Raw genomic sequence first — 24,185 nt, forward strand, 5'->3', positions numbered from 1 at the left:
GGCGTGATAGGGCTTGAGCCATGGAGACTTTGCGACAAAACCGGGCCGGGCTTGGCATCCTCTTTGTTCTGATCGGTGTTGTGTGTATTTCGGTAAATGACTTTCTTATCAAACAGCTATCGGGTGGTTACCCGCTGCATCAGATCGTCTTTACCCGCTCATCCATCGGCATGGTCGTCAGCCTCCTGATCGTGCAATACGAGGGTGGGTTTGGCATTTTGCGCACAAAGACACCGTGGCAGCATACGCTCCGGGGTGTGCTGATCGTGATTGCCAACATGACGTTCTTCGTAGGTCTGGCGGTGATGCCGCTTGCGGATGTGACGGCATTGTTCTTTGCCGCACCGCTGTTCATCACATTGTTATCCATACCAATTCTGGGTGAGAAGGTGGGTCCCCTCCGTATGTCAGCCGTGGCCGTCGGATTTGTCGGTGTGATCATCATGCAGCGGCCATGGGCGGATGCAGACAGCCTTGAGGTCAGCCGTTACGTGCTGGCCTTGCCGGTGATCGCGGCGCTGACTTATGCATTGAACCAGATACTTACGCGAAAGCTGGGCGTTGAGAGCAAGGCCAGTGCCATGGCCGTCTACATCCAAGGCATGTTCATCATCGTGTCGCTGGCATTCTTTGTCGTGGCAGGTGACGGGCGCTTTGCCGAAGGGGCGACGAGCGGGCCGATGATATTTCTTCTGCGGGCGTGGGTTTGGCCGGAAGGCCCGGACATGTGGGTCTTTTTTGGACTGGGCGTAAACTCAGCCATTATTGGATATTGCCTGAGCCAAGCGTACCGACTGGCGGATGCGGCGACCATTGCACCCTTTGAATATATCGGGCTGCCGCTGGCCGTGTTCTGGGGGTTTGTCATCTTTGGCGACTTGCCCGATCTGGCGGTCTGGGTCGGAATCGCACTGATCCTTGGATCCGGTCTGTTTGTGTTTCTGCGCGAGCGTCAGAAGGTGCGAATGGTGACCACGGGTCCTGCGCGGGGGCGTAGGGGTTAAAACAGCGTTTGGCCTGTGAAAGTGCGCAATTTGCGGCGGCAATTGCCCGGATTGCGCGTTAACGATGGTCCGAACTCGGCTTGCGCCACCGATTGAGCGGGCGCGGCAATTCTTGCGTCGGAATTAGCCGTCCACCTGGATCACGACCTTGCCTGTTGCCTTGCGTGTGCGCAGCAGGTCCAGCCCGTCATTCGCCTCCGCCAAGGGCAGCACGTGGCTGACATGGGGCTTCAGCTTGCCCTCGGCATACCAATCAAACAGCACTTCGAAGCTGTCCGTCAGCACCTTAGGATTCACGCGGGTGTAGCCGCCCCAATAGAAGCCAAGCACGGCGAGGTTCTTGACCAGCAGGTAATTGGCGGGGATCTGCGGGATTTTTCCTGAGGCGAAGCCCAGTGGCAGCAGACGTGCCTCGGGGTTGCAAGCGCGCAGGGCTGCGTCGAAAAGATCGCCACCGACGGGGTCATAGACTACATCCGCCCCGCCCAAGGCTTTGACATCCGCCTTGAGATCGCAGGTGTCGCTGTCGAGCAGGTGGTCGGCCCCGGCATGGGACGCGATTTTCAACTTGTCGGCACCGCGGGCGCAGGCGATGACTTCGGCCCCCATCAGCTTGCCCAACTCGACCGCCGTCAGACCGACCCCGCCAGATGCGCCAAGGACCAAAAGCCGTTCGCCGGGTTTGAGGTGTGCCTTGTAATCGAGCGCCACGTGGCTGGTGCCGTAGGCGACAAGGAACGCAGCGGCGTCCACCGCGTTCATTTCGTCGGGGATCGGCACACAGATGTCGGCGGACAGGGCCGCGTATTCCCCAAGCCCGCCGAAGCCGGAATATGCAGCGATGCGTTGGCCTTTTTTCAGGTGTGTGACGCCCTCGCCCAATGCTTCAATCGTGCCGCACATCTCCATCCCGATGGTCGCGGGCAGAGGCGGTTTTTCCTGGTAGGTGCCTTTGACGATCAGCGTGTCGCCGAAATTGAGACCGCAGGTGTGGATGCGCACCAACACTTCGTTCGGACCCGGCGCAGGCCGGTCGATATCGCGCAGTTCGAGAGGTTGCCCAAGGGCGGTGACTTGCATGGCGCGCATGGGGTTGATCCTTTGGCCTAGCGGCCTGTTCGGCCGATTTGCCAGACGACATAGCTGATCTGCACGGCTCCGAACAGGAGGCCATTAAAGAACCACAGGATGAACAGGATCAGAAACGCATCGTCACTGTTTTGGGCATGTGTGTGAATCTCTGCAACGTCGAGCAGCCAGATGGCAGCGACGAAGACGGCCGAGAGCGCAAACCCCACAGCGGTGCCGCTGAGGAACAGGCGGATGAGCGGGTTTGGGTCGTCCTGCATGTAATCAAATATAGTGCGTTGATTTTTTGGTGCCAGCGTGCGGCAAGGCTGAAGTACTCATTGGCTTGGTAATGCCAATCGGATGTATGCCTTACTGCAATTCAACACAGATGGTGAGTAAGTGCGGCTTGCGCGGGACTGGCACTAACGGAAGCCAATGCGCAACCACACCTGGGACCGCATGCGTCATCGTGATTTGAGCAATGTCAGCCTTGCTTCCGAACCTACATAAGTGCTGCAAGTCAGAGATGCTTGCTCAGCCACTCGCAGCGACGGAATTACAGGTGTCCCCAACCGCTGTAGCGCCTACATGATAAGTATGATGAATACTTGCCGTTTTTGCCTCTCCAACGAACTTCTTGAAGACAGGCCGCTCTTTGAGAATAACTCGTATTACGTGTTGGGTATGCGCGAGGTTGAGCGCAGCCATGGCGCCATGGTCGTACTGAAACGCCATGCTGAAAAACCCTTTGATATCAACGATCGAGAATGGTCTGAGATTGGTGGCCCCCTCGCTTTCGCAAAGGAGATGCTGAGGCCTTTCAATGCATCCGGTTATTCGGTCGGCTGGAATGTCGGTGATCCGGCGGGACAACATGTCCAACATGTTCATCTCCATGTCATTTGCCGGTTTGAAGATGATCCTGCGGCTGGCCTCGGTATTAACGGGCTCATTGGCAAGGTGAACGGTCTTATCCCGTGAGCATTGGCACAGTCACGAACGAAAGCCGCCTTATGCCTATGGTGCAGATGCTTGAGTGGCCGTCGTCACGTCCGTAACCGCCCGCAGTTCATACCCCCGAACCCGGCGGCGCGCCCTTGGGAACGGCGCCGGGGCCGCGTCATTTGCAAGTTTTGGGTAGAGTGCCACAAGACGCCCGCGCGCCATGGGATCAAGGCTTTGGCGGGCCACGGGGCCGGGATAAAAGCTCTCAGCCAGCATACCGTTGGCCCAGACCAATGCGTGGGCGTCGAACATGAAGTGGAAGTATTCGACCGCTTTTTGCCCGTTGTCCTGAACGATGTTGGCCCCATCAACGCAATCGCGGGCCGCCATCAGAACCTCCGTCGTGTCGAACATCATGTGAAAGGCCGGATCGCGTCGGAACAGGCAGTGGCGCGGAGACACACCCGTCCGTGTATGCGGTTGACCAGAGCCAAAGGTGTCGGAGGCGATCCAGACCGGCAGGTCGTCGCCCTGTGGGAACAGGATCATGCGCTGCGCGGCCCATGTGATCCGCTGTGCTCCCCCATCAAGTGTAAGAACGCGGTCCCCGATCCCAAGTCGTTCCACCGGTACATCCCCGTTTGGTGTGCGGATCAGTGTGCCGCGGACAAAGCACACGATCTCTCCGTAAGGAGTGCCGCCGCCGTCGTTCTTGAACTCGATATCGTAGGTCGTGCCCGGGACCAGCGGCGCGGTGGAGACCACAAGCGTCAGGTCGCCCTGGTTTTCACCCGGTCCTGCCGCGACAAACAGCAAGTCGATGGGCGGGCCACCGCCGACAGGCGTCGCAGTGAGCGTGAATTCGACCTCAAGCACGGCACCGGCACCCACTTGCACGGCATCACCATCTGCATTTGTGGTGTCGATGTCATCGCGCAGTATCTGGTTCAGCGGCGTCCCCCCGGGATCGTCCTGAAAGCCATCGTCGAATTCCATGTCGTCGTCTTCGACATTGATATCGATCGTGGTGGCCGCAGCGGCCAATGTCGCCTGCGCGTTGCCTGGAAGAGAAAATGGGCCGTTTTGACCCGGGTTCAGTTGCCCGTTGTCGTTGACGAAATTGAAGTCTTCGAACAGGAAACCCGTTATTGAACCACCATTTGGCATGACCCAACACTCCAACATCGGCCCGCGTTTTGCGAACCCCGCGCCCGTTTATACAATCTCTTGGGATACCAGCATACGGGGAATTAACGCCCGATTGGAAACACCGTGTTTCACATCGTGGTGATGGGCTTGCCTCGGCAATCCATGCTCATTTTTTGAGCGCGATTTTCAGAACGCTTCTGGTCGCGCCTCACGCGCCATGTGGTCAAGCACTGCATTGACGAATTTCGGTTCTTTGCCGTCTGGGAAGAACGCGCGCGCCACCTCGACATATTCGACAATCACCACCTTGGGCGGCGTGCCTGTGTCGCGAAACTCAGCCCCGGCAGCCCGGAAGAGTGCCCGCAAGGTCGGGTCGATCCGCGCGATGGGCCATTTGGCGACCAGCGCCCGGTCCGTCATCTGGTCAATGGGGGCCTGATAGTTCACCGCATCGTCCATGACCCGCGCGAAGTGGTCAGGATCGCCCTCAGCCATCTCGTCACCCTCATAGGACGCGCCAAAGCGGTGGTCCATGAATTCGACCTTGATCTGGTCGACGGTCTGCGCCGTCTGTTCCATCTGGAACAGGGCCTGCACGGCATACAGCCGCGCGGCAGAGCGCATCTTGCGTTTCTGGTTGCCCGAAAGGGTCGTCATGCGGTCGTGGATCCTGTCTTGGATGCCAGCTGGTATTCGGTGGCCGGTTTGAACCCGACCCCCTTGCTGGAGCGGCCCCACTTACGGCTGAGCGCGATCAGGTGCAAGGCCGCAGCCGCCGCCCCGCCCCCTTTATTCTGCCTGGCGGGATCGGCGCGCACTTCGGCCTGTTCGGTGTTTTCGACCGTCAGGATGCCGTTGCCGATGCAAAGCCCCTGCAGGCCCAGAAGCTGGATGGCGCGGGAGCTGTCATTGCAGACCGTTTCGTAATGCGTCGTCTCGCCCCGGATCACACAGCCAAGGGCCACATAGCCGTCAAAGTTCGACAGGCGTTCGGCAATGCCGATGGCCGTGGGGATTTCCAGCGCGCCGGGCATTTCTACAAGATCCCAGGTGGCGCCTGCAGCCTCGATCTCGGCCTTGGCACCAGCGACCATATTGTCTGCGATCTGCTTGTAATAGGGCGACACGACGATCAACAGCTTGGTGGGATCTTCAAAGCTGGGACGGTCCAGCACGTGGTGGTCAATGGATGCCATGGTCAGTCTCCGAGGATGGGGCGGGTGCCGACGATTTCGAGCCCGTAGGCGTCGATGCCCATATAGGTGGTGCGCGGGCTGTCAGTCAGCAGGATCAGGCGTGTGAGGCCCATATTGGACAGCATCTGTGCGCCCAGGCCGGTGTTCTTGACGATCCGCGGACCCGCGTCCTCATCGGTGAACAAGGATTTGCGTGGCTCCCGGAACAGGCAGACGACACCTCGACCTTCGGCGGCAATCTGTTCCATCGCGCGGGGCAACTCGCCCACCGGCTTGTCCGAGAGACCGAGGATATCCGTCACTTCGGTCAAGGCATGCGTGCGGACCAACACAGGTTCATCCGTGCTCAGGTCGCCCTTGGACAGGGTCACGTGTTCAATGCCATAGGTCTGGTCGGTGAATATGCGCATATCCCACTCGCCACCATGTTGCGAGGTGACCATACGGCGGTCCGTCTCGACCACCAGATTGTCGTGGCGGCGGCGATAGGCAATGAGGTCCGAAATGGTGCCGATCTTCAGCCCATGGATCTTGGCATAGCTAACAAGGTCCGGCAGGCGGGCCATGGTGCCGTCTTCGTTCATGATCTCACAAATCACAGAACTCGGATAATGCCCCGCCAGACGCGACACATCACAGCCCGCTTCGGTATGCCCCGCGCGGACCAGCACGCCACCCTTGCGTGCACGCAGCGGAAATACATGTCCGGGCGTTGCCAATTCGGCCGCAGTGGCTTGCGGGTTCACAAGCTTGGAAATCGTCAACGCGCGATCCCCTGCGGAAATACCCGTGGTCACCCCCTCGCGCGCTTCCACAGACACAGTGAAGGCTGTCTCGTGGCGCGACGAATTGTGCATCGCCATCATGGGCAGGCCCAACGCATCAATTCGTTCGGCGGGCAAGGTCACACAAATCAAGCCACGCCCATGGGTCGCCATGAAATTCACAGCCGCCGCATCCGCGAAATTGGCCGGGATCACCAGATCACCTTCATTCTCGCGATCCTCATGATCAACCAGAATGAACATCTTGCCCAACCGGGCCTCGTCAATGATCTCTTCGATGGGCGAAATGGCGGCAGCCAAATCCGTCTCCACCGGACCGGGGGTTTCAAAGCTCATGGATCACCTTTGGCAGCATTGCCCGCGACATAGAGGATCAGAAGCGCCAATGCCAGTGCAACGCCACGCACAAACACTGTTCGCTCCCCTGTTCCAGAAAAAATATTCCCGAAGGGCCTATCCGCACGCAGCAACTAAATACGCATGATGCGAGCACACCGGCACCACACACCCAAATGGCGTCAAGCGCAGCTTGTCCGCAGGATCAACCGGCCTCGGCCAGCCGTGCGACGTAGCGGGCAAGCGTGTCGATCTCAAGGTTCACACCATCCCCCACAGCCACGTCGCCCCAGGTGGTCACGTCTTTGGTGTGCGGGATGAAATTGATGCCGAACACCGCCCCCTGCACCTCGTTCACCGTCAAAGACGTACCGTTCAACGCCACGGACCCCTTTGGCGCAATGAACCGCGCGAGTTCATCGGGGGCCCGCAACTGCACCCGGGTGCTGCCGCCCTCATCCACCACAGACACGATCTCGGCCACGCCGTCCACATGGCCCGACACGATATGTCCGCCAAGCTCGTCACCCACACGCAAAGCCCGTTCGAGGTTCAGGCGCTTGCCCACGGCCCATGCTGCCAGATTGGTTTTGGACACCGTTTCGGCACTGACCTGAACATCATACCAGTCGGGGCCAAGGTCCACGACCGTCAGGCACACACCGTCCGATGCGATAGACGCACCCATGTCGATCCCAGCGGTGTCGTAGCCCGTCTGGATGCGCACCCGCAGGTCGCCTTCCTGCTTTAGGTCCATGATCGTCCCGATATCGGTGATGATGCCTGTAAACATGCCTGTCCCTTCCGTGGTGCGTGCCCCCGAGGTAGCGGCGCAACACGCCAAGAGCAAGATCAACGCTCATTGCGATTTTTTTGCAGATACGCCATATAACCGCCCCAGTCGGGTGTTCATCTTAAGGTAAGACATTGCCGCGTATCAGGGATCAGATGACACTGCATGCCCCGCCATCTCGGGTATTCCTGTTCTTGCAGGGACCGCATGGGCCGTTTTTCAACCGGCTTGGCGCGATGTTGCGCCGCGCGGGCGCCGAGGTGTGGCGCGTGGGCTTCAATGCCGGTGATCGCGCCTTCTGGTTTCATCCCCGCAGCTACATTCCCTTTCGCGGCAAGGCCGCCGATTGGCCCGACACGTTTGCCCAACTGGCAACCGACAAGGGCGTCACCGACATCGTACTTTACGGCGACGTCCGCCCGATCCACGCACAGGCCGTGACCGAGGCCAAGCGCCGCGGCATCACCGTGCATGTGTTCGAGGAAGGCTACATGCGCCCCTACTGGGTGACCTACGAACGCGGCGGCACCAACGGGCACTCGCGGTTGATGGACATGCCTGTGTCCGCAATGCAGGAAGCCTTGGCCCGGTCAGACATGGAAGCCCCACTGCCTCCGGCGCATTGGGGCGACATGCGCCAGCACGTGTTTTATGGCGCGCTCTATCATTGGTTTGTGATGTTCCAGAACCGACAGTATCGGAATTTCCAGCCTCACCGCAGCCTAACCGTCGCACGTGAGTTCCAACTGTATCTCAAGCGCCTGCTGCTGATGCCATTCCTGACATTGGATAGAATGCAGGCCACACTCCGCATTCGCTATGGCGGGTTTCCCTATCATCTTGCGCTGCTGCAGCTTGAGCATGACAGCAGTTTTCAAAAGCATTCGCCCTTCGGCACGATGCCAGAGTTTTTGGATCTGGTGATCCGGGGGTTTGCCGAGGGCGCTCCCAAACATCATCACCTCGTCATCAAGGCTCATCCGTTGGAAGATGGGCGCGCACCCATTCGCAAAACCATCCGAACGCTGGCCCAGGAACTGGGACTGCAGGGCCGCGTGCACTATGTGCGCGGCGGCAAACTGGCCCAGCTTCTGAACGACGCGCGCAGTGCGGTGACCGTAAATTCCACGGCCGCCCAGCAGGTATTGTGGCGGGGGATCCCCCTCAAGGTCTTCGGCAAAGCCGTGTTTGCCAAGCCGGAATTTGTCAGCGACCAGCCCTTGCCCGCCTTCTTTGCCGGGGCCACCCGGCCGGACAATCGTGCCTACAAGGACTACCGCCGATATCTGCTGGAAACGAGCCAGATCCCCGGCGGCTTCTACTCTGCCCGCGGACGCCGGCAACTGATGCGGCAGGTGGTCGACATGATGCTGTCGCCGGACGATCCCTATGATGCTTTGGCCTCGGGCACCGCGGCTCCAAGGCAACAGTTGCGGTTGGTCACCTGATCACCACTACCCCTATGGCTAGATTTTATCGCCGGACTCCGGTAGTTTGACCCTCAATCAGCGCGGGAAAACCGACGCGATCACAAGAAAATGGGCGTGGATCAACTTGCGTCCCGAGGCAGACAAGAACAGGTCGAGGAGACCGAGCAGTGATTTTCCAGTCATTCCGCTGGGCGCGCGTAGGTGCGTCATTGGCCCTTTTGGGGATTCTTGCATCGTGCGGACTGCCGCAGATTGGTCCCAACAAACGCCAGATTTTCTCGGGCTCTGTCCAACGCGAAGGTGACGCGTTCATCGTGTCGGTGAGTGACCGTGTGACCGAAGCCACTGCCGTGACACCTGCCCTTGGCTTTTCGGACGAGTTCCGCAACGCGGGCCTGATCGGTTCCGATACGATCCAGCCTGGCGACGTGCTCGGCCTGACCGTGTGGGAAAATGTCGATGATGGCCTGCTTGCAGGCGAAGCGCAAAACTCAACCATCCTCGAAGAGGTGCAGGTTGACGGTGCGGGCTTTATCTTTGTCCCTTATGCGGGTCGCATCCGGGCCGCGGGCAACACACCCGACGCCATCCGTCGCATCATCACCACCAAGCTCGAAGACCAGACCCCAGACCCGCAGGTCCAAGTGCGCCGCGTGGCAGGTGATGGATCGACCGTCTCGTTGATCGGATCGGTGGGCGCGCAAGGCGTTTATGCCATTGAACGCCCCACCCGCACCTTGTCCACAATGCTGGCCCGCGCCGGTGGTGTGACCATCGTACCCGAAATTGCCCGTGTGACCGTCATCCGCTCCGGAATGCGCAGCCAGGTCTGGTTCCAGGACCTGTATGATCATCCCGAGCTCGACATAGCCCTGCGCGGCGGTGACCGCGTTCTGGTCGAGGAAGACACCCGCGCGTTTACGGCTTTGGGTGCCACCGGGGGACAGGCCCGCGTGCCCTTTGAAAGCCAGACACTGAGCGCGCTCGAGGCATTGGCGCAAGTGGGCGGCTTGCAAACCAATTCGTCCGATCCCACCGGCATTTTCGTGTTCCGCAACGAACCGGCAGAAGTGGCCAACGTGGTACTGGGCCGGGGCGATCTGATTGGCGCGCAGCGGCTGGTATATGTGCTGGACCTGACGCAGCCCAACGGCATGTTTCAGGCCCGCGACTTTGTCATTCGTGACGGGGACACGCTCTATGTGACCGAAGCGCCATACACCCAGTTCGCCAAGATCATCACATCGCTCACGACGCCGCTGGTTGGGTTCAACTCGCTTGCGACGGGGATCGAAGGCAACAACTGATACCGCCCATGAGCGCGCAATACGATCCAGCCGCCGGACCCGAAAAGGCCCGGCGGCTTTACGTTTATAACGGCGGATTCTTGGCCCGTGGCCGTGTGCGACGTATCGTTGAGCTGGCGGGCTACGATGTGTCTATCGGCCTGCCCGATCCAGATGGGTTGGTGGGTGTTTGGGGCAATTCGCCGACCGCACACCGAGGCGAAGCCGTGGCAAGCAGGCGAGATGCCAGCGTCGTCCGGGTCGAGGATGCGTTTCTGCGATCTGTCCTGCCGGGCCGCACGGGCAGTCCGCCGCTGGGTCTTTTGATCGACCACAAGGGGGTGCATTTTGATCCCTCAACCCCATCCGATCTGGAGGAGTTGCTGGCCAACGATCCCTTGGATGACACCGCCATACTGAACTCTGCGCGCGGGGCCATGGCCCGGATGCAGGAGGCGCATCTCAGCAAGTACACAGGCTTTGATCCTGAGGCGAGCGTGCCTGACCCCGGCTATGTTCTGGTCATCGATCAGACGCAAGGCGACGCCTCTGTGACGGCCTCTGGCGCCGACCGGAACCGGTTTCTGGAAATGCTGTTTGTGGCGCAGGACGAACATCCCGGCGCGCGCATTCTGATCAAGTCTCATCCCGAGACGGTGCAAGGGTTTCGCGAAGGGTATTTTGGACCCGATGATTGCACCGACCGAGTATTGCTCCACACTGATGCGGTCAGCCCGTGGACCCTGATGGAGGGGGCCGTGGCCGTCTATACCGTGTCCTCCGGTTTGGGGTTCGAGGCCATTATTGCGGGCCACAAGCCCCGCGTGTTCGGGCAGCCCTTCTACGCCGGGTGGGGCCTGACGCAGGACGAATTTCCCGTGCAGCGCCGCCAGCGATCGCTGACCCGTGCGCAGCTTTTTGCGGGGGCCATGATCCTCTACCCCACATGGTACGATCCGCACCGCGATGCGCTGTGTGACCTGCCCACCGTGATCGAGGTGTTGGCCGCTGAAACGCGTGCATGGCGTGCCGATCATCGCGGTTGGGTCGCAAGCGGGATGCGCTTGTGGAAACGCAAGCCTTTGCAGCAGGTGTTTGGTCGCTTCAAGCCCATGCGGTTCGAAGAAGATCCCGCCCGTGCCCGCATGCTGGGCCGACCGTGGATGGTCTGGGCCGGGAAGGCCGATGTTGGGCACGAGGATGCCGTGCGGGTCGAGGACGGCTTTTTGCGATCACGGGGCTTGGGGGCAGAATTGATCCCGCCCCTATCGCTGGTGACAGATGATCTGGGTATCTACTACGATCCTGCGCGCCCAAGCCGATTGGAACACCTGATCCGATCACGCCGGACGCTGCGTCCCGATCAGACTCTCCGAGTGGAACGGTTGATCCGGTCGCTGACCGAGGCGGGGCTGAGCAAGTACAACCTGTCGGGCGATGCCCCGGATGTGCCTTCGGGTCGGCGGGGGTTGGTTGTGGGCCAGGTTGAGGATGATGCGTCGATCCGACTTGGTGCGGGCGATATATGCACAAACCGGGCGCTGCTGGAGGCAGCGCGGGCAGCGCGACCAGACGATGTACTGATCTACAAACCGCATCCGGATGTGGAAGCGGGACTGCGGGATGGGGCGTTTGACGCGTCCGATCTGGCTGATGTTGTGGCGGATGGAACGGACATCGTTGCGTTGCTTAGTCAGGTGAATGAACTGTGGACGATGACTTCGCTGTCCGGGTTCGAGGCACTTTTGCGCGGGGTTCATGTGGTCACGACCGGTGCCCCGTTTTACGCGGGCTGGGGGTTGACCGAAGACCTTGGAAATGTGCCGCCGCGACGTCGCGAGGATGTGCCGCTAGCTGGATTGGTGCACGCGACGCTGATTGATTATCCTCGCTATTTTGACCCCGTCACCGGGACGGCCTGCCCGGTCGAGGTGGTGGTGGAGCGTTTGAGACAAGGCGATGTCCCCCGCCCCGGTTTTGCCAATCGAACTCTATCGAAGATACAAGGCTTGCTGGCCAGCCGCGCCCATTGGTGGCGTTAGGTGCGGGTCCAGATGTGGCAAACGTCATTGCCCGAGCGGGCAACGGATTTGAGCGCAAACCGTTGTGCCGCATTGAGTGATCCGAGCCCAAGTGCGCCGATGCTCGGCAGCCCTTCGGCACCGATGACAAGCCCGGCGGTAAAGCCAACCAGCTGATCGACCAGGTCCGCCTCGATCAGGGAGGCCGCGAGCGCCCCGCCCCCCTCGCAGAAAACGCGGGTCAGGCCGTGGCTGCCCAGTTGTTGCAACACATCCCGCGCGTCCAACTGGCTGCCAGAGGTTTGGCACGATAGAAGCGTCGCGCCCAGATCGCGCCATGTATTTTGCAGCATCGGATCCGCGTCGCGCCCGTGGCACAGGATCACCGGCACGTCGCGTGCTGTCAGCGCGATCTTGGACATCAGTGGCAGATCAAGCCTGCGCGAAACCACGACGCGGGCCGGCTGTGGCATGTCTCCCATGCCGCGTACCGTGAGCGACGGATCGTCGTGCCGGGCTGTGCCACCGCCCACCATCACCGCGTCATGGCGTGCACGCATGGCATGGACGTGGCGCCGGGCGTCCGCCCCCGTGATCCATTGGCTTTCGCCTGTGCCGGTTGCAATACGCCCGTCAAAACTGCTGGCGAGTTTGAGAGTAACAAACGGTCGGCCCTGTTCGGTGCGCAGGGTGAAACCGAGGTGATCCTCTTCGGCTTGCGTCTCACAAATTCCGGTGGTGACGGCGATGCCAGCGTCTTGCAGGATTGCGATGCCTTGGCCGTTCACGCGCCCGTCGCTGTCCTGCATAGCGATCACGGCGCGTTTGATGCCTGCGGCCACAAACGCTTCGGCGCAGGGCGGCGTCTTGCCATGATGGGCGCATGGTTCAAGCGTGACATAGGCGGTGGCACCGCGTGCTGCGCGTCCAGCCTGCGCAAGTGCTTCGGTTTCGGCATGAGGCCGACCGCTAGGCTGGGTCCAGCCACGGCCCAAGATGCGCCCGTCCTTGACGATCACGCAGCCCACAGCAGGGTTTGGGGCTGTGCGCCCCTGACCGCGCCGCCCGAGGGCCAGCGCCAATGACATGAAGCGGATGTCCTCCGCTGCGCTCACTCGTCCGAAGGGGTGTCTGGCCGCAGCTCTGCCACGAACTTGTCGAAGTCATCGGCCGCCTGGAAGTTTTTGTAAACGCTCGCAAAACGGACATAGGCAACCGTATCGATGCGGTTCAGGGCTTCCATCACGATCTCACCGATCTGGGCTGACTGGATGTCCGTCTCACCCATGGATTCTAGCCGCCGCACAATGCCCGAGATCATCTGATCAATACGTTCGGGATCAATGGGGCGCTTCTGCATCGAAATGCGAATGGAGCGCTCGAGCTTGTCCCGGTCGAAGTCCTCACGCTTGCCCGTCGACTTGATGACCACAAGGTCGCGCAACTGCACGCGTTCGTAGGTTGTGAACCGCCCGCCGCAAGCCGGACAGAACCTCCGCCTGCGGATCGAAACGTGATCCTCGGCCGGTCGGCTGTCTTTAACTTGTGTGTCGATATTCCCGCAAAACGGACAGCGCATCGCCCATCCCCTTCGTATTTGTCCCGCCTGTAGTGGGAGTTTTCTCCCGTTCCACGAGACTATAGGAGGTTGTCAAGGTTTTGGGTAGAGGGGAAATGACACCGCTAGATGAGCGGTGTCAGTGTCACCGCCGGACCAATTGATTTTCGGATGTACGCACGCGCAGGAAGGGCAAATTGCGGCACAGAGAGTAGGCGTGGGCCATTGAAAACACCTGACCCGCGCGGCGCACCCCTTGGCTGACCGAAGAGAACGCGCCATCGACCGGTTCGGTACTGAACACGATGCCTTTGCTCCCCGGTGCCGTGGTTGCATCCCCCCGCCCGATTTCGATGTAGAGGTTGCCGTCTCGTAGACCCAGAACGTTTCGCACATAGATACCGGCAGCGCACCAGACCTGCGTACCACCGGCACCGTCCGCCTCGATCACCTCGAACGAGGTATCATCGATCTGGTTGACCGGCAGCGTGAACCGTTCCCGCCGCGCGGTATCCTGTGCTGCGCCAAGTGTCGGCAGCGTAACTAGAATGGTGAGAGCGGCGGCTTTATACATGAATGGCGTCCTTATACGTCATCATGGACATGTCGCATCCGAAAGGGAAATCAACTTGGCAGCTTTGCTCGGCTCTACGCCAAGCCTACAGGCGGTTGTCGCGGATGCTGATGCGCAGGTTGGGTACCCCTCGGCACAAAGCATAGGCATGGGCCATGCTGAACCGTTTTCCTGCTTGCCGAATGCCTTGCGAGTAGGAGGAAATGGCCCCCTCGACCGGCGCTGTGGTGAAGATCACGCTACGCCGTCCGGGAACCGATTGCGACGGTCCGCGTGGCGTTAGAACGGTGATGTCACCGCCCCGCTGCCCCAGTCTGGTGCGCACATAGATACCGGCAGCGCACCACAGGTCCGACCCGCCTGCCCCGTCGTTCTCGATCACTTCGAACGTGTTGGCATCAATGCCAAAGATCGGGATCTGAAACCTGTCACGGCGTATTTCCTGCTGCGCTGCTGCGAGCGTTGGTAAGGTTACGGCCAGAGCCAAAATGACAGGGAACATGCGCGTCATAGACATCTCCTTTGCTATCCAGATAGGAGGCGGCGCACGAAACCCAAGGCGCTGATTGCCGCACCTACGGCGCGATAACCCGCACTTTGACGTAGAGATCAAACCGGGATCTGCACAACGCATAAGCGTGCGCCATGCTGAAGGTCTGGCCTTCCTGCCGCACACCTTGTAAGGTCGACCGGACCGATGTGTCGGCTGCATTCGTGGTGAAGATGACGCTCTTGCGGCCGGGAAAGGTGTTGGACGCAGCCCGCGGCGTGAGCACCGTGATATCGCCGCCGCGTTGACGAAGGTAATCGCGCGTGAACTTGCCTGCCGCGCACCAGATCTGGGTGCCCCCCGCGCCATCGTTTTCCACAGCTTCGAACGTGTACTTGTCGATGGGGCGAACCGGGATGATCACCAGCTCTTTGTAGAAAAAGCGCTGTGCCGCCAGTGTTGTCGGCAACAGAATGACTAGAACAATTATAAGGCTGCGGAAGCTCATAAGGGTTTCGCCTTTACAGATGCGCGAACTTAGCCCGGATCACGCCTTTTGCAAAATCACCTTTGCGCGTCAGGTGCTGAAATGGGCCACGACCCGGCGGTGATGCGGCGCATCGCGATGCTCGAACAAATAGATACCTTGCCAACTGCCAAGCTGTAGTTGCCCGTTCTGGACGGGTATTTGCAGGCTGGTTGGTAACATCGCGGCTTTGATATGCGCAGGCATGTCATCTGGCCCTTCGTAGGTGTGGGTCAGATAGGACATGGAATGATCAGTGGTAGGTGGAACGAGGCGGGCAAAGAAGTTTTGCAGGTCCGTCCGAACCTCTGGGTCCGCGTTTTCCTGGATCAGCAGCGAGCAGGAGGTGTGTTGGACGAAAAGCGTAAGCAGCCCGGTTCCCGTTGTCCATTGCGCTACATCATGGGTGCATTCATAGAGGCCCGGCCCGCGTGTCTGGATGTGGAACGTGGTCTGCATCGACGAGGCCGCTAGCGGAATATCCCGTCGCCCTGTTCGTCAATCACCTGCTTGGCCTTGGCGATGGTGGCTGCAAGGGCATCGTCGTGCGAGGCGATCGTGTCAGCCCGGATCAGGGTATGCGTCTTGGTCTCGTCGTTCACATCCTTTTCGATCCGGGCACAGATGCGGTAGCCATCGGATTCCTTTTGCAAGGTCGGGATGATGCGGAAGTCTTTGTAAATTTCACCTTTGGCTTCAGGTGGTGCGCCGCCTCCAAACAGTTTTTTCAAGAGTGACATGGGCTGTCTCCTTGTCTGTTCTGTTGGGGGACGTGGGCGAAGGACGATGGCGCTATGCCACCGTCCCCAGCGTTTTGGTGTTTACTGATCGAGGAAGCTGCGCAGTTTGCGGCTGCGGCTCGGGTGCTTGAGCTTGCGCAGCGCCTTGGCTTCGATCTGGCGGATCCGTTCGCGTGTAACGCTGAACTGCTGGCCCACCTCTTCGAGCGTGTGGTCCGTGTTCATGCCAATGCCGAAGCGCATGCGCAGCACGCGTTCTTCGCGTGGCGTAAGCGAGGCCAGAACCCGTGTCGTGGTTTCCTTGAGGTTTTCCTGAATGGCGCTGTCGAGTGGCAGCACGGCATTCTTGTCCTCGATGAAATCGCCAAGCTGGCTGTCTTCCTCGTCCCCGATGGGGGTTTCAAGGCTGATCGGCTCCTTGGCGATTTTCATCACCTTGCGCACTTTCTCAAGCGGCATTTGCAGCTTTTCAGCCAGTTCCTCGGGCGTGGGTTCGCGTCCGATCTCGTGCAGCATCTGCCGGCCCGTACGGACCAGTTTGTTGATCGTTTCGATCATGTGCACGGGGATACGGATGGTGCGGGCCTGATCCGCGATGGACCGGGTGATCGCCTGACGGATCCACCATGTCGCGTAGGTCGAGAACTTGTAGCCGCGGCGGTATTCGAACTTGTCGACCGCCTTCATAAGGCCAATGTTCCCTTCCTGAATGAGGTCGAGGAATTGCAGGCCGCGGTTGGTGTATTTCTTGGCGATCGAGATCACGAGGCGCAGGTTGGCTTCGACCATCTCTTTCTTGGCCTGCCGTGCTTCTTTTTCGCCCTTCTGAACCTGCTGCACGATGCGGCGGAATTCAGAGATGTCGAGGCCGACGTATTGGCCCACTTGCGCCATGTCGGCGCGCAGTTCTTCGACCTTCTCGGCAGAGCGTTCAATGAACATCTGCCAGCCACGGCCCTGCTTTTCGCCCATCTCTTCGAGCCAGTTGGGGTCAAGCTCACGGCCACGGTAGGAGTCCACGAACTCCTTCCGGTTGATGCGCGCCTGATCGGCCAGTTTCACGATGGCAGAGTCGATCTGCATGATGCGGCGGTTGATGCCGTAAAGCTGGTCGATCAGCGCTTCGATCCGGTTGTTGTGCAGGTGCAGTTCGTTGACAAGCAGCACAATCTCGGCCCGGAGTTTCTGGTAGGTTTCTTCGTCGCCTTTGCTGAACGAGCCGTCCTCGTTCAGGGTGGCCGAAATCCGGCTGTCCTGCATTTCGGACAGAAGCGAATAGTCGTGAGCGATGACCTCAAGCGCTTCGAGCACCTGAGGCTTGAGCGCGGCCTCCATCGCGGCAAGCGACATATTGGCCTGTTCGTCCTCATCGTCGTCGTCATCCTTGGCGATCGGATTGCCGTCGGCGTCCAGTTCGGGGCTGGCCTCTTCCTTTTCCTCGGTCTTGGCGGCGGTATCGACGACAGGCTCTGACACCTCTTCGCCGTCCTCACCCATTTGATTGCCGAATGTGGCTTCGAGGTCGATGACATCGCGCAGCAAGATTTCTTCGCTCAGAAGTTCGTCGCGCCAGATGGTGATCGCCTGAAAGGTCAGTGGGCTTTCGCACAGCCCTGCGATCATCGTATTGCGGCCAGCTTCGATGCGCTTGGCGATGGCGATCTCGCCCTCGCGGCTCAGCAATTCGACGCTGCCCATTTCGCGCAAATACATCCGCACGGGATCGTCTGTTCGGTCGAGCTTTTCCTGACCCGTGGCGCCCAGCGTCAGATCGCGGGTGCCTTCGGTGGTCGTGACCTCGGTCGAGCCTTTTTGCTCTTCGTCCTCGGCCTCTTCATCCTCGATGATATTGATGCCCATTTCAGACAGCATCGACATCACATCTTCGATCTGTTCCGAGCTGACCTGATCGGGTGGCAGCACGGTATTCAGCTGGTCGTAGGTGATGTAGCCCTTTTCACGGGCCTCCGAGATCATCTTTTTGACGGCAGCCTGGCTCATGTCGAGCGAGTGGGCGCTGTCCTGATCTTCGGTCTTCGCGTCTTCGTTTGTGTCTTTCGCGGCCATACTGGGCTCCTTCAATCGGGGCTCCTTGGCGATTCGTTTGCCCGAATCGCTGCCAGAAACATTTAGTGCTTTAGGTGATTCGGCCACCCATCTACGTGCATTTTCTTTATATTTTGAGACCAATTCGCATCAGTTACGGCGTTTAGAGAAGCTGATCTGATCCATCAAGGCAGCAAAAGCATCCCTTTCACTGCGACTGATTCGGGCACCGTTGTCGCCGGTGTCATATTCAGAATCATCCTCTTTCCCGCTGCGCGTCGCCTGAACTGCGGCTTCAGCCGCTTGGGCAAGGCGCCATGTCACGCCTTCATCTGCCACACCCTCCAGGTCCTGCACCGCATCCGCGATCTCGGCATTCAGTCCCTTTGCCGCGCTGAGTTTTGCGAGCTCTTCGGCCACGGTCATGCGGGCCATGTCAGCATCGCCGGGGGTGCGGATACACGGGACAATTGCCACATGGCGCGATGAGAGCAGGTTATCAAGGGTATCCGGACCAAGTGCGGCGAAAATGTTTTCGCGCAACACCTCCGGACCTTCATGTCCGTGGCGCAGAATCAGGTCGCGCAATACGGCATGGTCTGGATCCTTGCAGGGCAAACCCTCGAGCCCGCTTTCGAACTCTTCGGCCACTTCAGGCGTGCAGATAAGTGCAACAAGGATCACTGTTTCGCGCAGGTGGTCCGTGACCTGCGCCCCTCCCGCAGCCAGTGCGGAGCTCTTAGTGCTGGGCATCGGCACCGGGGGAGCCTGCCAGCCGCGACCGGGTTTCCAGTCCCGTTTCTGGCCGGTGCTGCCGCCACTGCGTTTGGGGCGAAACAGGTCCCAGCGCATGTCCTTGATCGCCTGACCGTAGTGCTGGCGGATCGACGGGTCCTGGATCAGCTTGATTTTCTCCCGCAGCGCCTTGTCGAGTGCTGCCTTGCGTTCGGGGCTGTCGAAGCTTTTGCCTTCCGTCTCGCGCTGCCAGAGCAGTTGGACCATGGGCATCGCGTCATCGAGCAGCTTTTGCAGCGCCCCCGCCCCTTGCGCCTTAAGCAGATCGTCAGGGTCCTGCCCCTCGGGCATCAGCGCAAATCGCAGGGATTTGCCCGCCTCAAGCGCGGGAAGTGCGAGATCAATCAGGCGCATGGCGGCGCGCAGGCCCGCCTTGTCCCCATCAAGCGCAATGATAGGTTCGTCCGCGATGCGCCAGAGCATGGCAAGTTGGTGTTCGGTGACAGCAGTGCCCAATGGGGCCACGGACGCGCCAAAGCCGTGTTCGGCCAGCGCAATCACGTCCATGTACCCTTCCGCCACAATCAGGGGCTGGCCCTTGCCCGCCGCCGTGCGTGCGGGGCCGTGGTTGTAGAGGCTGCGGCCCTTGTCGAACAGTTCCGTCTCCGGCGAGTTCAGGTATTTGGCGTTGTCGTTCGGGTCCATCGCGCGCCCGCCAAAGGCGGTACAGCGCCCCCGCGCATCGCGGATCGGGAACATAATGCGCCCCCGGAACGTGTCATAGGGCTTGCCACCTTTTTGCGACGGCTTGGCAAGGCCCGCGCCAAGGATCAACTCATCCTCGACCCCCTTGCCTTTCAGCGCGTCCCACAGCCCCTGCCACGCGTCGGGGGCAAAGCCGATTTCCCAGCGGTCCTGTGCTGCGGGGTCCAGCCCGCGCCGTTCAAGGTAGTCGCGCGCAGGGCCGGCCGCCCCAGTCTTGAGTTGCAGGCGGAAGTGTTGGATGGCCATTTCCATGACATCGGCCAATTGGGTCCGATTGTCGGCTTTTTCCTGCGCGCGGGGGTCGCGCTCGGGCATCGGCATCCCAGCCTCACCGGCGAGGATTTCGACGGCCTCCATGAAGCCCACATTTTCCGTTTCGCGCACGAAGCTGATGGCGTCGCCCTTGGCGTGGCAGCCAAAGCAATAATAGTAGCCCTTGCGATCATCGACGTGAAAGCTGGCCGTCTTTTCGTGGTGGAAGGGGCAAGGGGCCCACAGGTCGCCCTTGCCCTGATTGGATTTGCGCGCGTCCCACATGACCTTGCGCCCGACAACCTGGCCAAGGCTCAGGCGGGTGCGCAATTCGTCCAGAAATCCGGGGGGCAGGCTCATGCCCTATAATATTGGGTTTGTGTGCCCGGGAGTCGAGTCACTGCTGCAAGCAAAGCTCGGACCATGCGGCCGATAAATCCTCGTTCCGGATCACGCGGCGCTTCTGCTCGTAAACCCACGGGGCGATCAATGGGATCGCGTTGTTGTATTTCTCGGGCCATGTGGGGTCTTGGGCGAGGATATGATCCGTCACTTCGCGTTCGTTGACCCGGTCAAGGCGCGCCTGCTGGACGGCAGCCACGACCTCGGCCTGCAGGGCACAGCTTTCTTCCTTGGTTTCTTGGGCTGCAGCAGGGACAGCGGCCAGAGTCAGCGCGGCGGCAATGGCAAGACGGATCATGGGTGGCTCCAACACACGGGAATCGATTTGAACTGTTTTACCCGCGTGATGCGACGCTTGCCATGGTCCTTTCCAGATCGTGAAGCAGGGTTCCCGCCATGGAGCGGAAGACCATGAGCAGGAAGGTGTCGGTGCCAATGCGCGTGACGGATCCTGACATGTGCTGGATCTGCGTACGGGCGGTGTGTCCACGTTTGAACTGTGTGGCACTCAGATCGAGGGGGATGAGGCGGGCCAGCACGTCCTCTGCTCCCTGCCCTGCGAGGGTGACAGCCGTCCAAGCGTCGGTCTGATCCGTCACGGCGGCAAGTTTGGCCAGCGTTGCATCTGGCTCAGGTCCGGCGAGCAGAACCATGTCGCGCCCGAACCAGATGGCGCGTGCGCCGTCCTTGCCTGTCGCGCGGTTCGGGCCGGGCCATGCCATGCCGTGCGCCGCCTTGAACGGGTCCGCAATCTTGGTCCCGGCATAGGGCGCGATGGATGTCAGCGTGCCAAGGTCCACTTCGTTCACAGTGCAGGTGCCGATGGTCAGGGGCGCCATATCGTCCAGCGGGGTTTTCGCGATCAGTTCAGCCACGGGTCCGTTCCCCTTCCTTGTCAAAGACCACCGGGTCGCACAGTTCCACCCGGGTCTGGATACCACGCACGTGATCGACCATATTCAACACCTCGCCGTGGCGGGACAGCCCGTCGCGGACAAAGCCGAGGCCAAGGTAGTGCCCGAGCGTGGGCGAGAAGCCCACGGAGGTGACATAGCCCTGATCGTGCTTTGCGACGGGGTCTTCGCCATCCGAGTAGATGTGTGCGCCTGCGGTCAGTTGCTTGATCGGACCGACGGGCTTCATGCCCACGAGTTGTTCGCGCCCGTCTTCGGTCAGACCGGGCCTTTGGGCCATAGTGGCGCCGATGAAGTCTTTCTTCTTCGACAACATCCGCTTCATCCCGATGTCCTGTGCCGTGACGCGGCCATGGATTTCGGCGTGTGTGATGAACCCCTTTTCGATGCGCAAAACGTTCAGCGCCTCCATCCCGTAAGCGCCGCCGCCCAGTGCCTCTGCGCGGGCGACAAGCACACGGAACAGGCTGTCACCGAAGCGTGCGGGCACGGCGATCTCATAGGCGTGTTCGCCCGAGAAGGAGATACGGAAGAGCCGCCCCTTGACCCCTTGGACATCCACCGGGCCACAGGCCATGAACGGCCATGTGTCGTTGTCGATGGGGTCGTCGAGCAGTCCGTTCAGCAACTCGCGCGATTTCGGCCCGGCCACGGCGAACTGCGCCCATTGTTCGGTCACGGACATGATCCGCACATCCCAATTGGGGTGCAGGGCTTGGGTGACAAACTCCAGATGCCGCATGACCTGACCGGCTGCGGCGGTGGTCGTGGTCATCACATAGTGGTTCGGACCCAGCCGCGCGGTGGTGCCGTCATCCATGACATGCCCGTCTTCGCGCAGCATGAGGCCGTAGCGCACGCGGTTCTCTTTCAGGGTCGAGAACATGTTGGTGTAGACGAAATCCAGCAGCTTGGCCGCATCCGGGCCTTGGATGTCGATCTTGCCCAAGGTGCTGACGTCACAGATGCCCACGGCGTCACGGACCCAGCCGATCTCGCGATCGCAGGACTGGCGCCATGTCTTTTCGTTCGGCAGCGGGAAGTAGGAGGGGCGATACCACAGCCCCGCCTCGATCATCGGCGCGCCTGCGGCGATGGTGGCCGCGTGGCTGGTGGTCTTGCGTTCTGGCGCAAATCCGATGCCCTGTGCGCCTGCGCCCAAGGCGGCCAGAGCCACGGGGCTGTAGGGTGGGCGGAATGTAGTGGTGCCCGTTTCGGGAATGGCCCGCCCGGTCGCATCCGCGAGCAAGGCCAGCGCCGTGACGTTGGAGTTCTTGCCTTGGTCCGTCGCCATGCCTTGCGTAGTGTAGCGCTTCATATGCTCGACCGAGGTGAAGTTTTCCTGTGCCGCTTGCTTGATGTCCTTCACGCTCACATCGTTCTGGAAATCGAGCCACGCACGCCCCTTGCCGGGCACGGCCCAGAGCGGTTCAACGGCATAGGGTGCGTCGTCTGCCTGCGGCACCTCGATGTCTGCGGCTGTTATACCCAACGCATCAAGGCTGACCCTGGCCGCGGCGACACCTTCGGCCAGACAAGCACCGGTCGAGAATGACCCGTTGCACGCCCCCGCCGTCTCCATGCCCGGAATGGAACCGGGTGTCGGGACAAAACTGGCAAGATCGGCATCCCATGTGGGCCTGCCGTTCATATGGCAGGTCATGTGTACAGTCGGGTTCCAGCCGCCCGAGACGGCCAGACAATCGGTGGCGATCTTGTCAGTGCCGGAACCGGTCTGCACGGTGATGGCTTCCAGACCCTTGCGCCCTTCGCTGCCCGACACCATTGCGCCCCGCATCAAGCGGTAGTCACCCAGCGCCTTGGCATCTGCCCGGCTGTCAATGACGGCGGCGATGTGCACGCCTGCCTCCTGCATGTCCATCGCCGTGCGATGCGCGTCGTCATTGTTGCCAAAGACGGTCACGGCCTTGCCCGGGCTGACGCCGAACCGGTTGAGATAGGCGCGCACGGCCCCCGCCCCCATGATGCCGGGGCGGTCGTTGTTCTGGAAGGCGATGTGACGTTCGATAGCGCCTGCGGCGAGGATTGAGCGCTTGGCAGCGATGCGCCAGAACGTCTCTTTCACGCCGCCGCGCGGGATTTTTTCGACATGATGCGACACCCGTTCAAGCGCACCAAAGGTGCCACCATCATGTGCGCCTGTCACCGTCGTGCGCGGCATCAGACGGACATTGTCCATGGCAGACAGCTTGCCCACCATATCCGCCGCCCAGGCCGCACCGGGTTGACCATCCACCTGCAGGGTTTCTGCGTTCAGGCGTCCGCCCATCACGCTGTCTTCGTCTGCGAGGATCACCTGCGCGCCGGATTGGGCCGCCGTCCACGCAGCCATGAGCCCCGCAGGTCCGGCACCGATCACCAGCACGTCACAGAAGGCATAGGCCTTTTCGTAATGATCCGCGTCCTTCTGACCGCTGAGCGCACCAAGGCCTGCGGCACGCCGGATGATTGGCTCATAAAGCTTTTCCCAAAACGCACGCGGCCACATGAAGGTCTTGTAGTAGAACCCGGCCCCCAGGAAGGGCGCGGCCAGGTCATTGATGCTCATCACGTCAAAAGCAAGCGACGGCCACGCGTTCTGGCTGCGTGCTTCCAATCCATCATAAAGCTCCTGCACCGTGGCACGGACGTTCGGGTCGGTCGCCGCGCCGGTGCCGATCGTCATCAACGCGTTCGGTTCTTCGGAACCGGCGGTCAGGATGCCGCGCGGGCGGTGGTATTTGAATGACCGCGCCACGTGGCGCACGTCGTTGGCCAGCAAGGCAGACGCCAGTGTGTCACCCGCGAAACCGCGATAGCTGTTGCCGTCGAACCGAAAGGACAGACGCTGTGAGCGGTCAATCAGACCCTTTCCGTCAACCCTCATCGCTTGACCTCCCTGGCCAGAACCACGCCCTTGATCTCGTGGCTCGACACGTTGCGCGTCACTTTTAGCCAGGCACCGCACCCGGCATCATGGCTCCACAATTCCTCCAGATCGCCCGCCGGGTTCTCACGCAGATGCAGGTAATCATCCCACGCAGCCTCACCCGCGTCGGGTGCAGGGCGGTCCAGCATCACAGCGGCACCCTGATAATAAAACTCGCGCCGGTCACGCTCTCCGCAAATCGGACATTGCAGCCGCATCAGACGTCTCCATCAGGGTG

At 60.6% G+C, this 24,185-nt stretch carries 25 protein-coding genes; 5 read left to right on the forward strand and 20 right to left on the reverse strand.

The genetic code is table 11. The annotated features are described in order from the left end of the window. Positions 1-20: 20 nt before the first annotated feature. The gene (locus tag Q1A32_RS00820) at positions 21-1,004 is read left to right on the forward strand and encodes a DMT family transporter (protein WP_299648195.1); all 984 of its coding nucleotides are present in this window, start codon (positions 21-23) and stop codon (positions 1,002-1,004) included. Between the two features lie 123 nt (positions 1,005-1,127). Here Q1A32_RS00820 and Q1A32_RS00825 read toward each other — a convergent pair whose 3' ends face one another. Together Q1A32_RS00825 and Q1A32_RS00830 are read right to left on the reverse strand one after the other, a co-directional pair. Next, positions 1,128-2,093 carry an NADPH:quinone oxidoreductase family protein gene (locus Q1A32_RS00825; RefSeq protein ID WP_299648198.1) on the reverse strand — a complete coding sequence of 322 codons (966 nt, stop codon included), beginning with the start codon at positions 2,091-2,093 and terminating at the stop codon, positions 1,128-1,130. A 17-nt stretch (positions 2,094-2,110) separates the two neighbouring features. After that, the gene (locus Q1A32_RS00830; protein WP_299610500.1) at positions 2,111-2,353 is read right to left on the reverse strand and encodes a hypothetical protein; all 243 of its coding nucleotides are present in this window, start codon (positions 2,351-2,353) and stop codon (positions 2,111-2,113) included. Positions 2,354-2,675: 322 nt separating this feature from the next. Between Q1A32_RS00830 and Q1A32_RS00835 the strand changes: the two genes are divergently transcribed. Continuing rightward, entirely contained in the window at positions 2,676-3,056 is a 381-nt protein-coding gene (locus Q1A32_RS00835; RefSeq protein ID WP_299648201.1) for an HIT family protein, read from the forward strand. 36 nt (positions 3,057-3,092) lie between these two features. Here the strand turns inward: Q1A32_RS00835 and Q1A32_RS00840 are convergent, their stop codons facing one another. The 5 genes from Q1A32_RS00840 to Q1A32_RS00860 form a co-directional block, all read right to left on the reverse strand. After that, positions 3,093-4,187 carry a Hint domain-containing protein gene (locus Q1A32_RS00840; protein WP_299648204.1) on the reverse strand — a complete coding sequence of 365 codons (1,095 nt, stop codon included), beginning with the start codon at positions 4,185-4,187 and terminating at the stop codon, positions 3,093-3,095. A 168-nt stretch (positions 4,188-4,355) separates the two neighbouring features. Next, on the reverse strand, positions 4,356-4,826 hold the full coding sequence (gene nusB / locus Q1A32_RS00845) for a transcription antitermination factor NusB (protein WP_299648207.1): 471 nt from the start codon (positions 4,824-4,826) through the stop codon (positions 4,356-4,358). Further along, positions 4,823-5,365, reverse strand: a complete 543-nt coding sequence (locus Q1A32_RS00850) for a 6,7-dimethyl-8-ribityllumazine synthase (RefSeq protein ID WP_299648210.1) — start codon at positions 5,363-5,365, stop codon at positions 4,823-4,825. Before Q1A32_RS00850 ends, nusB begins: the two co-directional genes overlap by 4 nt. A 2-nt stretch (positions 5,366-5,367) precedes the next feature. Further along, positions 5,368-6,486: a 3,4-dihydroxy-2-butanone-4-phosphate synthase gene (gene ribB, locus Q1A32_RS00855; protein ID WP_299648213.1), complete on the reverse strand. Its 1,119-nt coding sequence runs from the start codon at positions 6,484-6,486 to the stop codon at positions 5,368-5,370. A 205-nt stretch (positions 6,487-6,691) separates the two neighbouring features. Beyond that, complete coding sequence (locus Q1A32_RS00860; RefSeq protein WP_299648216.1) at positions 6,692-7,279, reverse strand: riboflavin synthase; 588 nt, start codon at positions 7,277-7,279, stop codon at positions 6,692-6,694. Positions 7,280-7,434: 155 nt separating this feature from the next. Between Q1A32_RS00860 and Q1A32_RS00865 the strand changes: the two genes are divergently transcribed. The 3 genes from Q1A32_RS00865 to Q1A32_RS00875 all read left to right on the forward strand — a co-directional run bounded on the left by Q1A32_RS00865 (position 7,435) and on the right by Q1A32_RS00875 (position 12,037). Then, positions 7,435-8,727 carry a capsule biosynthesis protein gene (locus Q1A32_RS00865; protein ID WP_299648219.1) on the forward strand — a complete coding sequence of 431 codons (1,293 nt, stop codon included), beginning with the start codon at positions 7,435-7,437 and terminating at the stop codon, positions 8,725-8,727. A 149-nt stretch (positions 8,728-8,876) separates the two neighbouring features. Then, complete coding sequence (locus Q1A32_RS00870; protein WP_299648222.1) at positions 8,877-10,016, forward strand: polysaccharide biosynthesis/export family protein; 1,140 nt, start codon at positions 8,877-8,879, stop codon at positions 10,014-10,016. Between the two features lie 8 nt (positions 10,017-10,024). Then, entirely contained in the window at positions 10,025-12,037 is a 2,013-nt protein-coding gene (locus Q1A32_RS00875) for a capsular polysaccharide biosynthesis protein (protein ID WP_299648225.1), read from the forward strand. On the opposite strand, the gene ribD is transcribed toward Q1A32_RS00875, so the two are convergent. The 13 genes from ribD to Q1A32_RS00940 form a co-directional block, all read right to left on the reverse strand. Then, positions 12,034-13,131, reverse strand: a complete 1,098-nt coding sequence (ribD, locus tag Q1A32_RS00880) for a bifunctional diaminohydroxyphosphoribosylaminopyrimidine deaminase/5-amino-6-(5-phosphoribosylamino)uracil reductase RibD (protein ID WP_366141180.1) — start codon at positions 13,129-13,131, stop codon at positions 12,034-12,036. The two genes, Q1A32_RS00875 and ribD, sit on opposite strands and share 4 nt — an antisense overlap. After that, the gene (gene nrdR, locus Q1A32_RS00885; RefSeq protein WP_299610476.1) at positions 13,128-13,595 is read right to left on the reverse strand and encodes a transcriptional regulator NrdR; all 468 of its coding nucleotides are present in this window, start codon (positions 13,593-13,595) and stop codon (positions 13,128-13,130) included. Before nrdR ends, ribD begins: the two co-directional genes overlap by 4 nt. A 124-nt stretch (positions 13,596-13,719) precedes the next feature. Then, entirely contained in the window at positions 13,720-14,148 is a 429-nt protein-coding gene (locus tag Q1A32_RS00890) for a hypothetical protein (RefSeq protein WP_299648232.1), read from the reverse strand. Between the two features lie 85 nt (positions 14,149-14,233). Beyond that, positions 14,234-14,659 (reverse strand): hypothetical protein, encoded by a 426-nt coding sequence (locus Q1A32_RS00895; RefSeq protein ID WP_299648235.1) that lies wholly within the window; start codon positions 14,657-14,659, stop codon positions 14,234-14,236. A 64-nt stretch (positions 14,660-14,723) separates the two neighbouring features. Further along, the gene (locus Q1A32_RS00900) at positions 14,724-15,146 is read right to left on the reverse strand and encodes a hypothetical protein (RefSeq protein ID WP_299648237.1); all 423 of its coding nucleotides are present in this window, start codon (positions 15,144-15,146) and stop codon (positions 14,724-14,726) included. A gap of 69 nt (positions 15,147-15,215) precedes the next feature. Beyond that, positions 15,216-15,623, reverse strand: coding sequence for a secondary thiamine-phosphate synthase enzyme YjbQ (locus tag Q1A32_RS00905; protein ID WP_299648240.1), 408 nt, complete (start codon positions 15,621-15,623; stop codon positions 15,216-15,218). An 11-nt stretch (positions 15,624-15,634) separates the two neighbouring features. Beyond that, entirely contained in the window at positions 15,635-15,904 is a 270-nt protein-coding gene (locus tag Q1A32_RS00910) for an HlyU family transcriptional regulator (protein ID WP_299648243.1), read from the reverse strand. A gap of 81 nt (positions 15,905-15,985) precedes the next feature. Continuing rightward, positions 15,986-17,971 carry an RNA polymerase sigma factor RpoD gene (gene rpoD, locus Q1A32_RS00915; protein ID WP_299610461.1) on the reverse strand — a complete coding sequence of 662 codons (1,986 nt, stop codon included), beginning with the start codon at positions 17,969-17,971 and terminating at the stop codon, positions 15,986-15,988. A gap of 129 nt (positions 17,972-18,100) precedes the next feature. Then, the gene (gene dnaG, locus Q1A32_RS00920; protein WP_299648246.1) at positions 18,101-20,062 is read right to left on the reverse strand and encodes a DNA primase; all 1,962 of its coding nucleotides are present in this window, start codon (positions 20,060-20,062) and stop codon (positions 18,101-18,103) included. A 37-nt stretch (positions 20,063-20,099) separates the two neighbouring features. Further along, a complete protein-coding gene (locus Q1A32_RS00925) occupies positions 20,100-20,402 on the reverse strand; it encodes a hypothetical protein (protein WP_299648249.1) in 303 nt (100 codons plus the stop codon). A gap of 37 nt (positions 20,403-20,439) precedes the next feature. Beyond that, the gene (locus Q1A32_RS00930) at positions 20,440-20,979 is read right to left on the reverse strand and encodes a sarcosine oxidase subunit gamma (protein WP_299648252.1); all 540 of its coding nucleotides are present in this window, start codon (positions 20,977-20,979) and stop codon (positions 20,440-20,442) included. After that, on the reverse strand, positions 20,972-23,905 hold the full coding sequence (locus Q1A32_RS00935; protein ID WP_299648255.1) for a sarcosine oxidase subunit alpha family protein: 2,934 nt from the start codon (positions 23,903-23,905) through the stop codon (positions 20,972-20,974). Before Q1A32_RS00935 ends, Q1A32_RS00930 begins: the two co-directional genes overlap by 8 nt. Continuing rightward, the gene (locus Q1A32_RS00940; protein ID WP_299648258.1) at positions 23,902-24,165 is read right to left on the reverse strand and encodes a sarcosine oxidase subunit delta; all 264 of its coding nucleotides are present in this window, start codon (positions 24,163-24,165) and stop codon (positions 23,902-23,904) included. Before Q1A32_RS00940 ends, Q1A32_RS00935 begins: the two co-directional genes overlap by 4 nt. Between the last annotated feature and the right edge of the window lie 20 nt (positions 24,166-24,185).

It is taken from the genome of uncultured Tateyamaria sp. (assembly GCF_947503415.1).
Classification (GTDB): Bacteria; Pseudomonadota; Alphaproteobacteria; order Rhodobacterales; family Rhodobacteraceae; genus Tateyamaria.

Bases quoted from the DNA above. Each gene is read 5' to 3' on its own strand.
- Q1A32_RS00830 (WP_299610500.1), bottom strand. From the start codon at position 2,353: ATGCAGGACGACCCAAACCCGCTCATCCGCCTGTTCCTCAGCGGCACC.
- Q1A32_RS00875 (WP_299648225.1), top strand. From the start codon at position 10,025: ATGAGCGCGCAATACGATCCAGCCGCCGGACCCGAAAAGGCCCGGCGG.
- Q1A32_RS00860 (WP_299648216.1), bottom strand. From the start codon at position 7,279: ATGTTTACAGGCATCATCACCGATATCGGGACGATCATGGACCTAAAG.
- Q1A32_RS00940 (WP_299648258.1), bottom strand. From the start codon at position 24,165: ATGCGGCTGCAATGTCCGATTTGCGGAGAGCGTGACCGGCGCGAGTTT.
- rpoD (WP_299610461.1), bottom strand. From the start codon at position 17,971: ATGGCCGCGAAAGACACAAACGAAGACGCGAAGACCGAAGATCAGGAC.
- Q1A32_RS00900 (WP_299648237.1), bottom strand. From the start codon at position 15,146: ATGAGCTTCCGCAGCCTTATAATTGTTCTAGTCATTCTGTTGCCGACA.
- Q1A32_RS00890 (WP_299648232.1), bottom strand. From the start codon at position 14,148: ATGTATAAAGCCGCCGCTCTCACCATTCTAGTTACGCTGCCGACACTT.
- Q1A32_RS00925 (WP_299648249.1), bottom strand. From the start codon at position 20,402: ATGATCCGTCTTGCCATTGCCGCCGCGCTGACTCTGGCCGCTGTCCCT.
- Q1A32_RS00840 (WP_299648204.1), bottom strand. From the start codon at position 4,187: ATGCCAAATGGTGGTTCAATAACGGGTTTCCTGTTCGAAGACTTCAAT.
- ribB (WP_299648213.1), bottom strand. From the start codon at position 6,486: ATGAGCTTTGAAACCCCCGGTCCGGTGGAGACGGATTTGGCTGCCGCC.
- dnaG (WP_299648246.1), bottom strand. From the start codon at position 20,062: ATGAGCCTGCCCCCCGGATTTCTGGACGAATTGCGCACCCGCCTGAGC.
- Q1A32_RS00905 (WP_299648240.1), bottom strand. From the start codon at position 15,623: ATGCAGACCACGTTCCACATCCAGACACGCGGGCCGGGCCTCTATGAA.
- Q1A32_RS00825 (WP_299648198.1), bottom strand. From the start codon at position 2,093: ATGCGCGCCATGCAAGTCACCGCCCTTGGGCAACCTCTCGAACTGCGC.
- nusB (WP_299648207.1), bottom strand. From the start codon at position 4,826: ATGACGACCCTTTCGGGCAACCAGAAACGCAAGATGCGCTCTGCCGCG.
- Q1A32_RS00910 (WP_299648243.1), bottom strand. From the start codon at position 15,904: ATGTCACTCTTGAAAAAACTGTTTGGAGGCGGCGCACCACCTGAAGCC.
- Q1A32_RS00850 (WP_299648210.1), bottom strand. From the start codon at position 5,365: ATGGCATCCATTGACCACCACGTGCTGGACCGTCCCAGCTTTGAAGAT.
- Q1A32_RS00895 (WP_299648235.1), bottom strand. From the start codon at position 14,659: ATGACGCGCATGTTCCCTGTCATTTTGGCTCTGGCCGTAACCTTACCA.
- nrdR (WP_299610476.1), bottom strand. From the start codon at position 13,595: ATGCGCTGTCCGTTTTGCGGGAATATCGACACACAAGTTAAAGACAGC.
- Q1A32_RS00865 (WP_299648219.1), top strand. From the start codon at position 7,435: ATGACACTGCATGCCCCGCCATCTCGGGTATTCCTGTTCTTGCAGGGA.
- Q1A32_RS00820 (WP_299648195.1), top strand. From the start codon at position 21: ATGGAGACTTTGCGACAAAACCGGGCCGGGCTTGGCATCCTCTTTGTT.
- Q1A32_RS00835 (WP_299648201.1), top strand. From the start codon at position 2,676: ATGAATACTTGCCGTTTTTGCCTCTCCAACGAACTTCTTGAAGACAGG.
- Q1A32_RS00935 (WP_299648255.1), bottom strand. From the start codon at position 23,905: ATGAGGGTTGACGGAAAGGGTCTGATTGACCGCTCACAGCGTCTGTCC.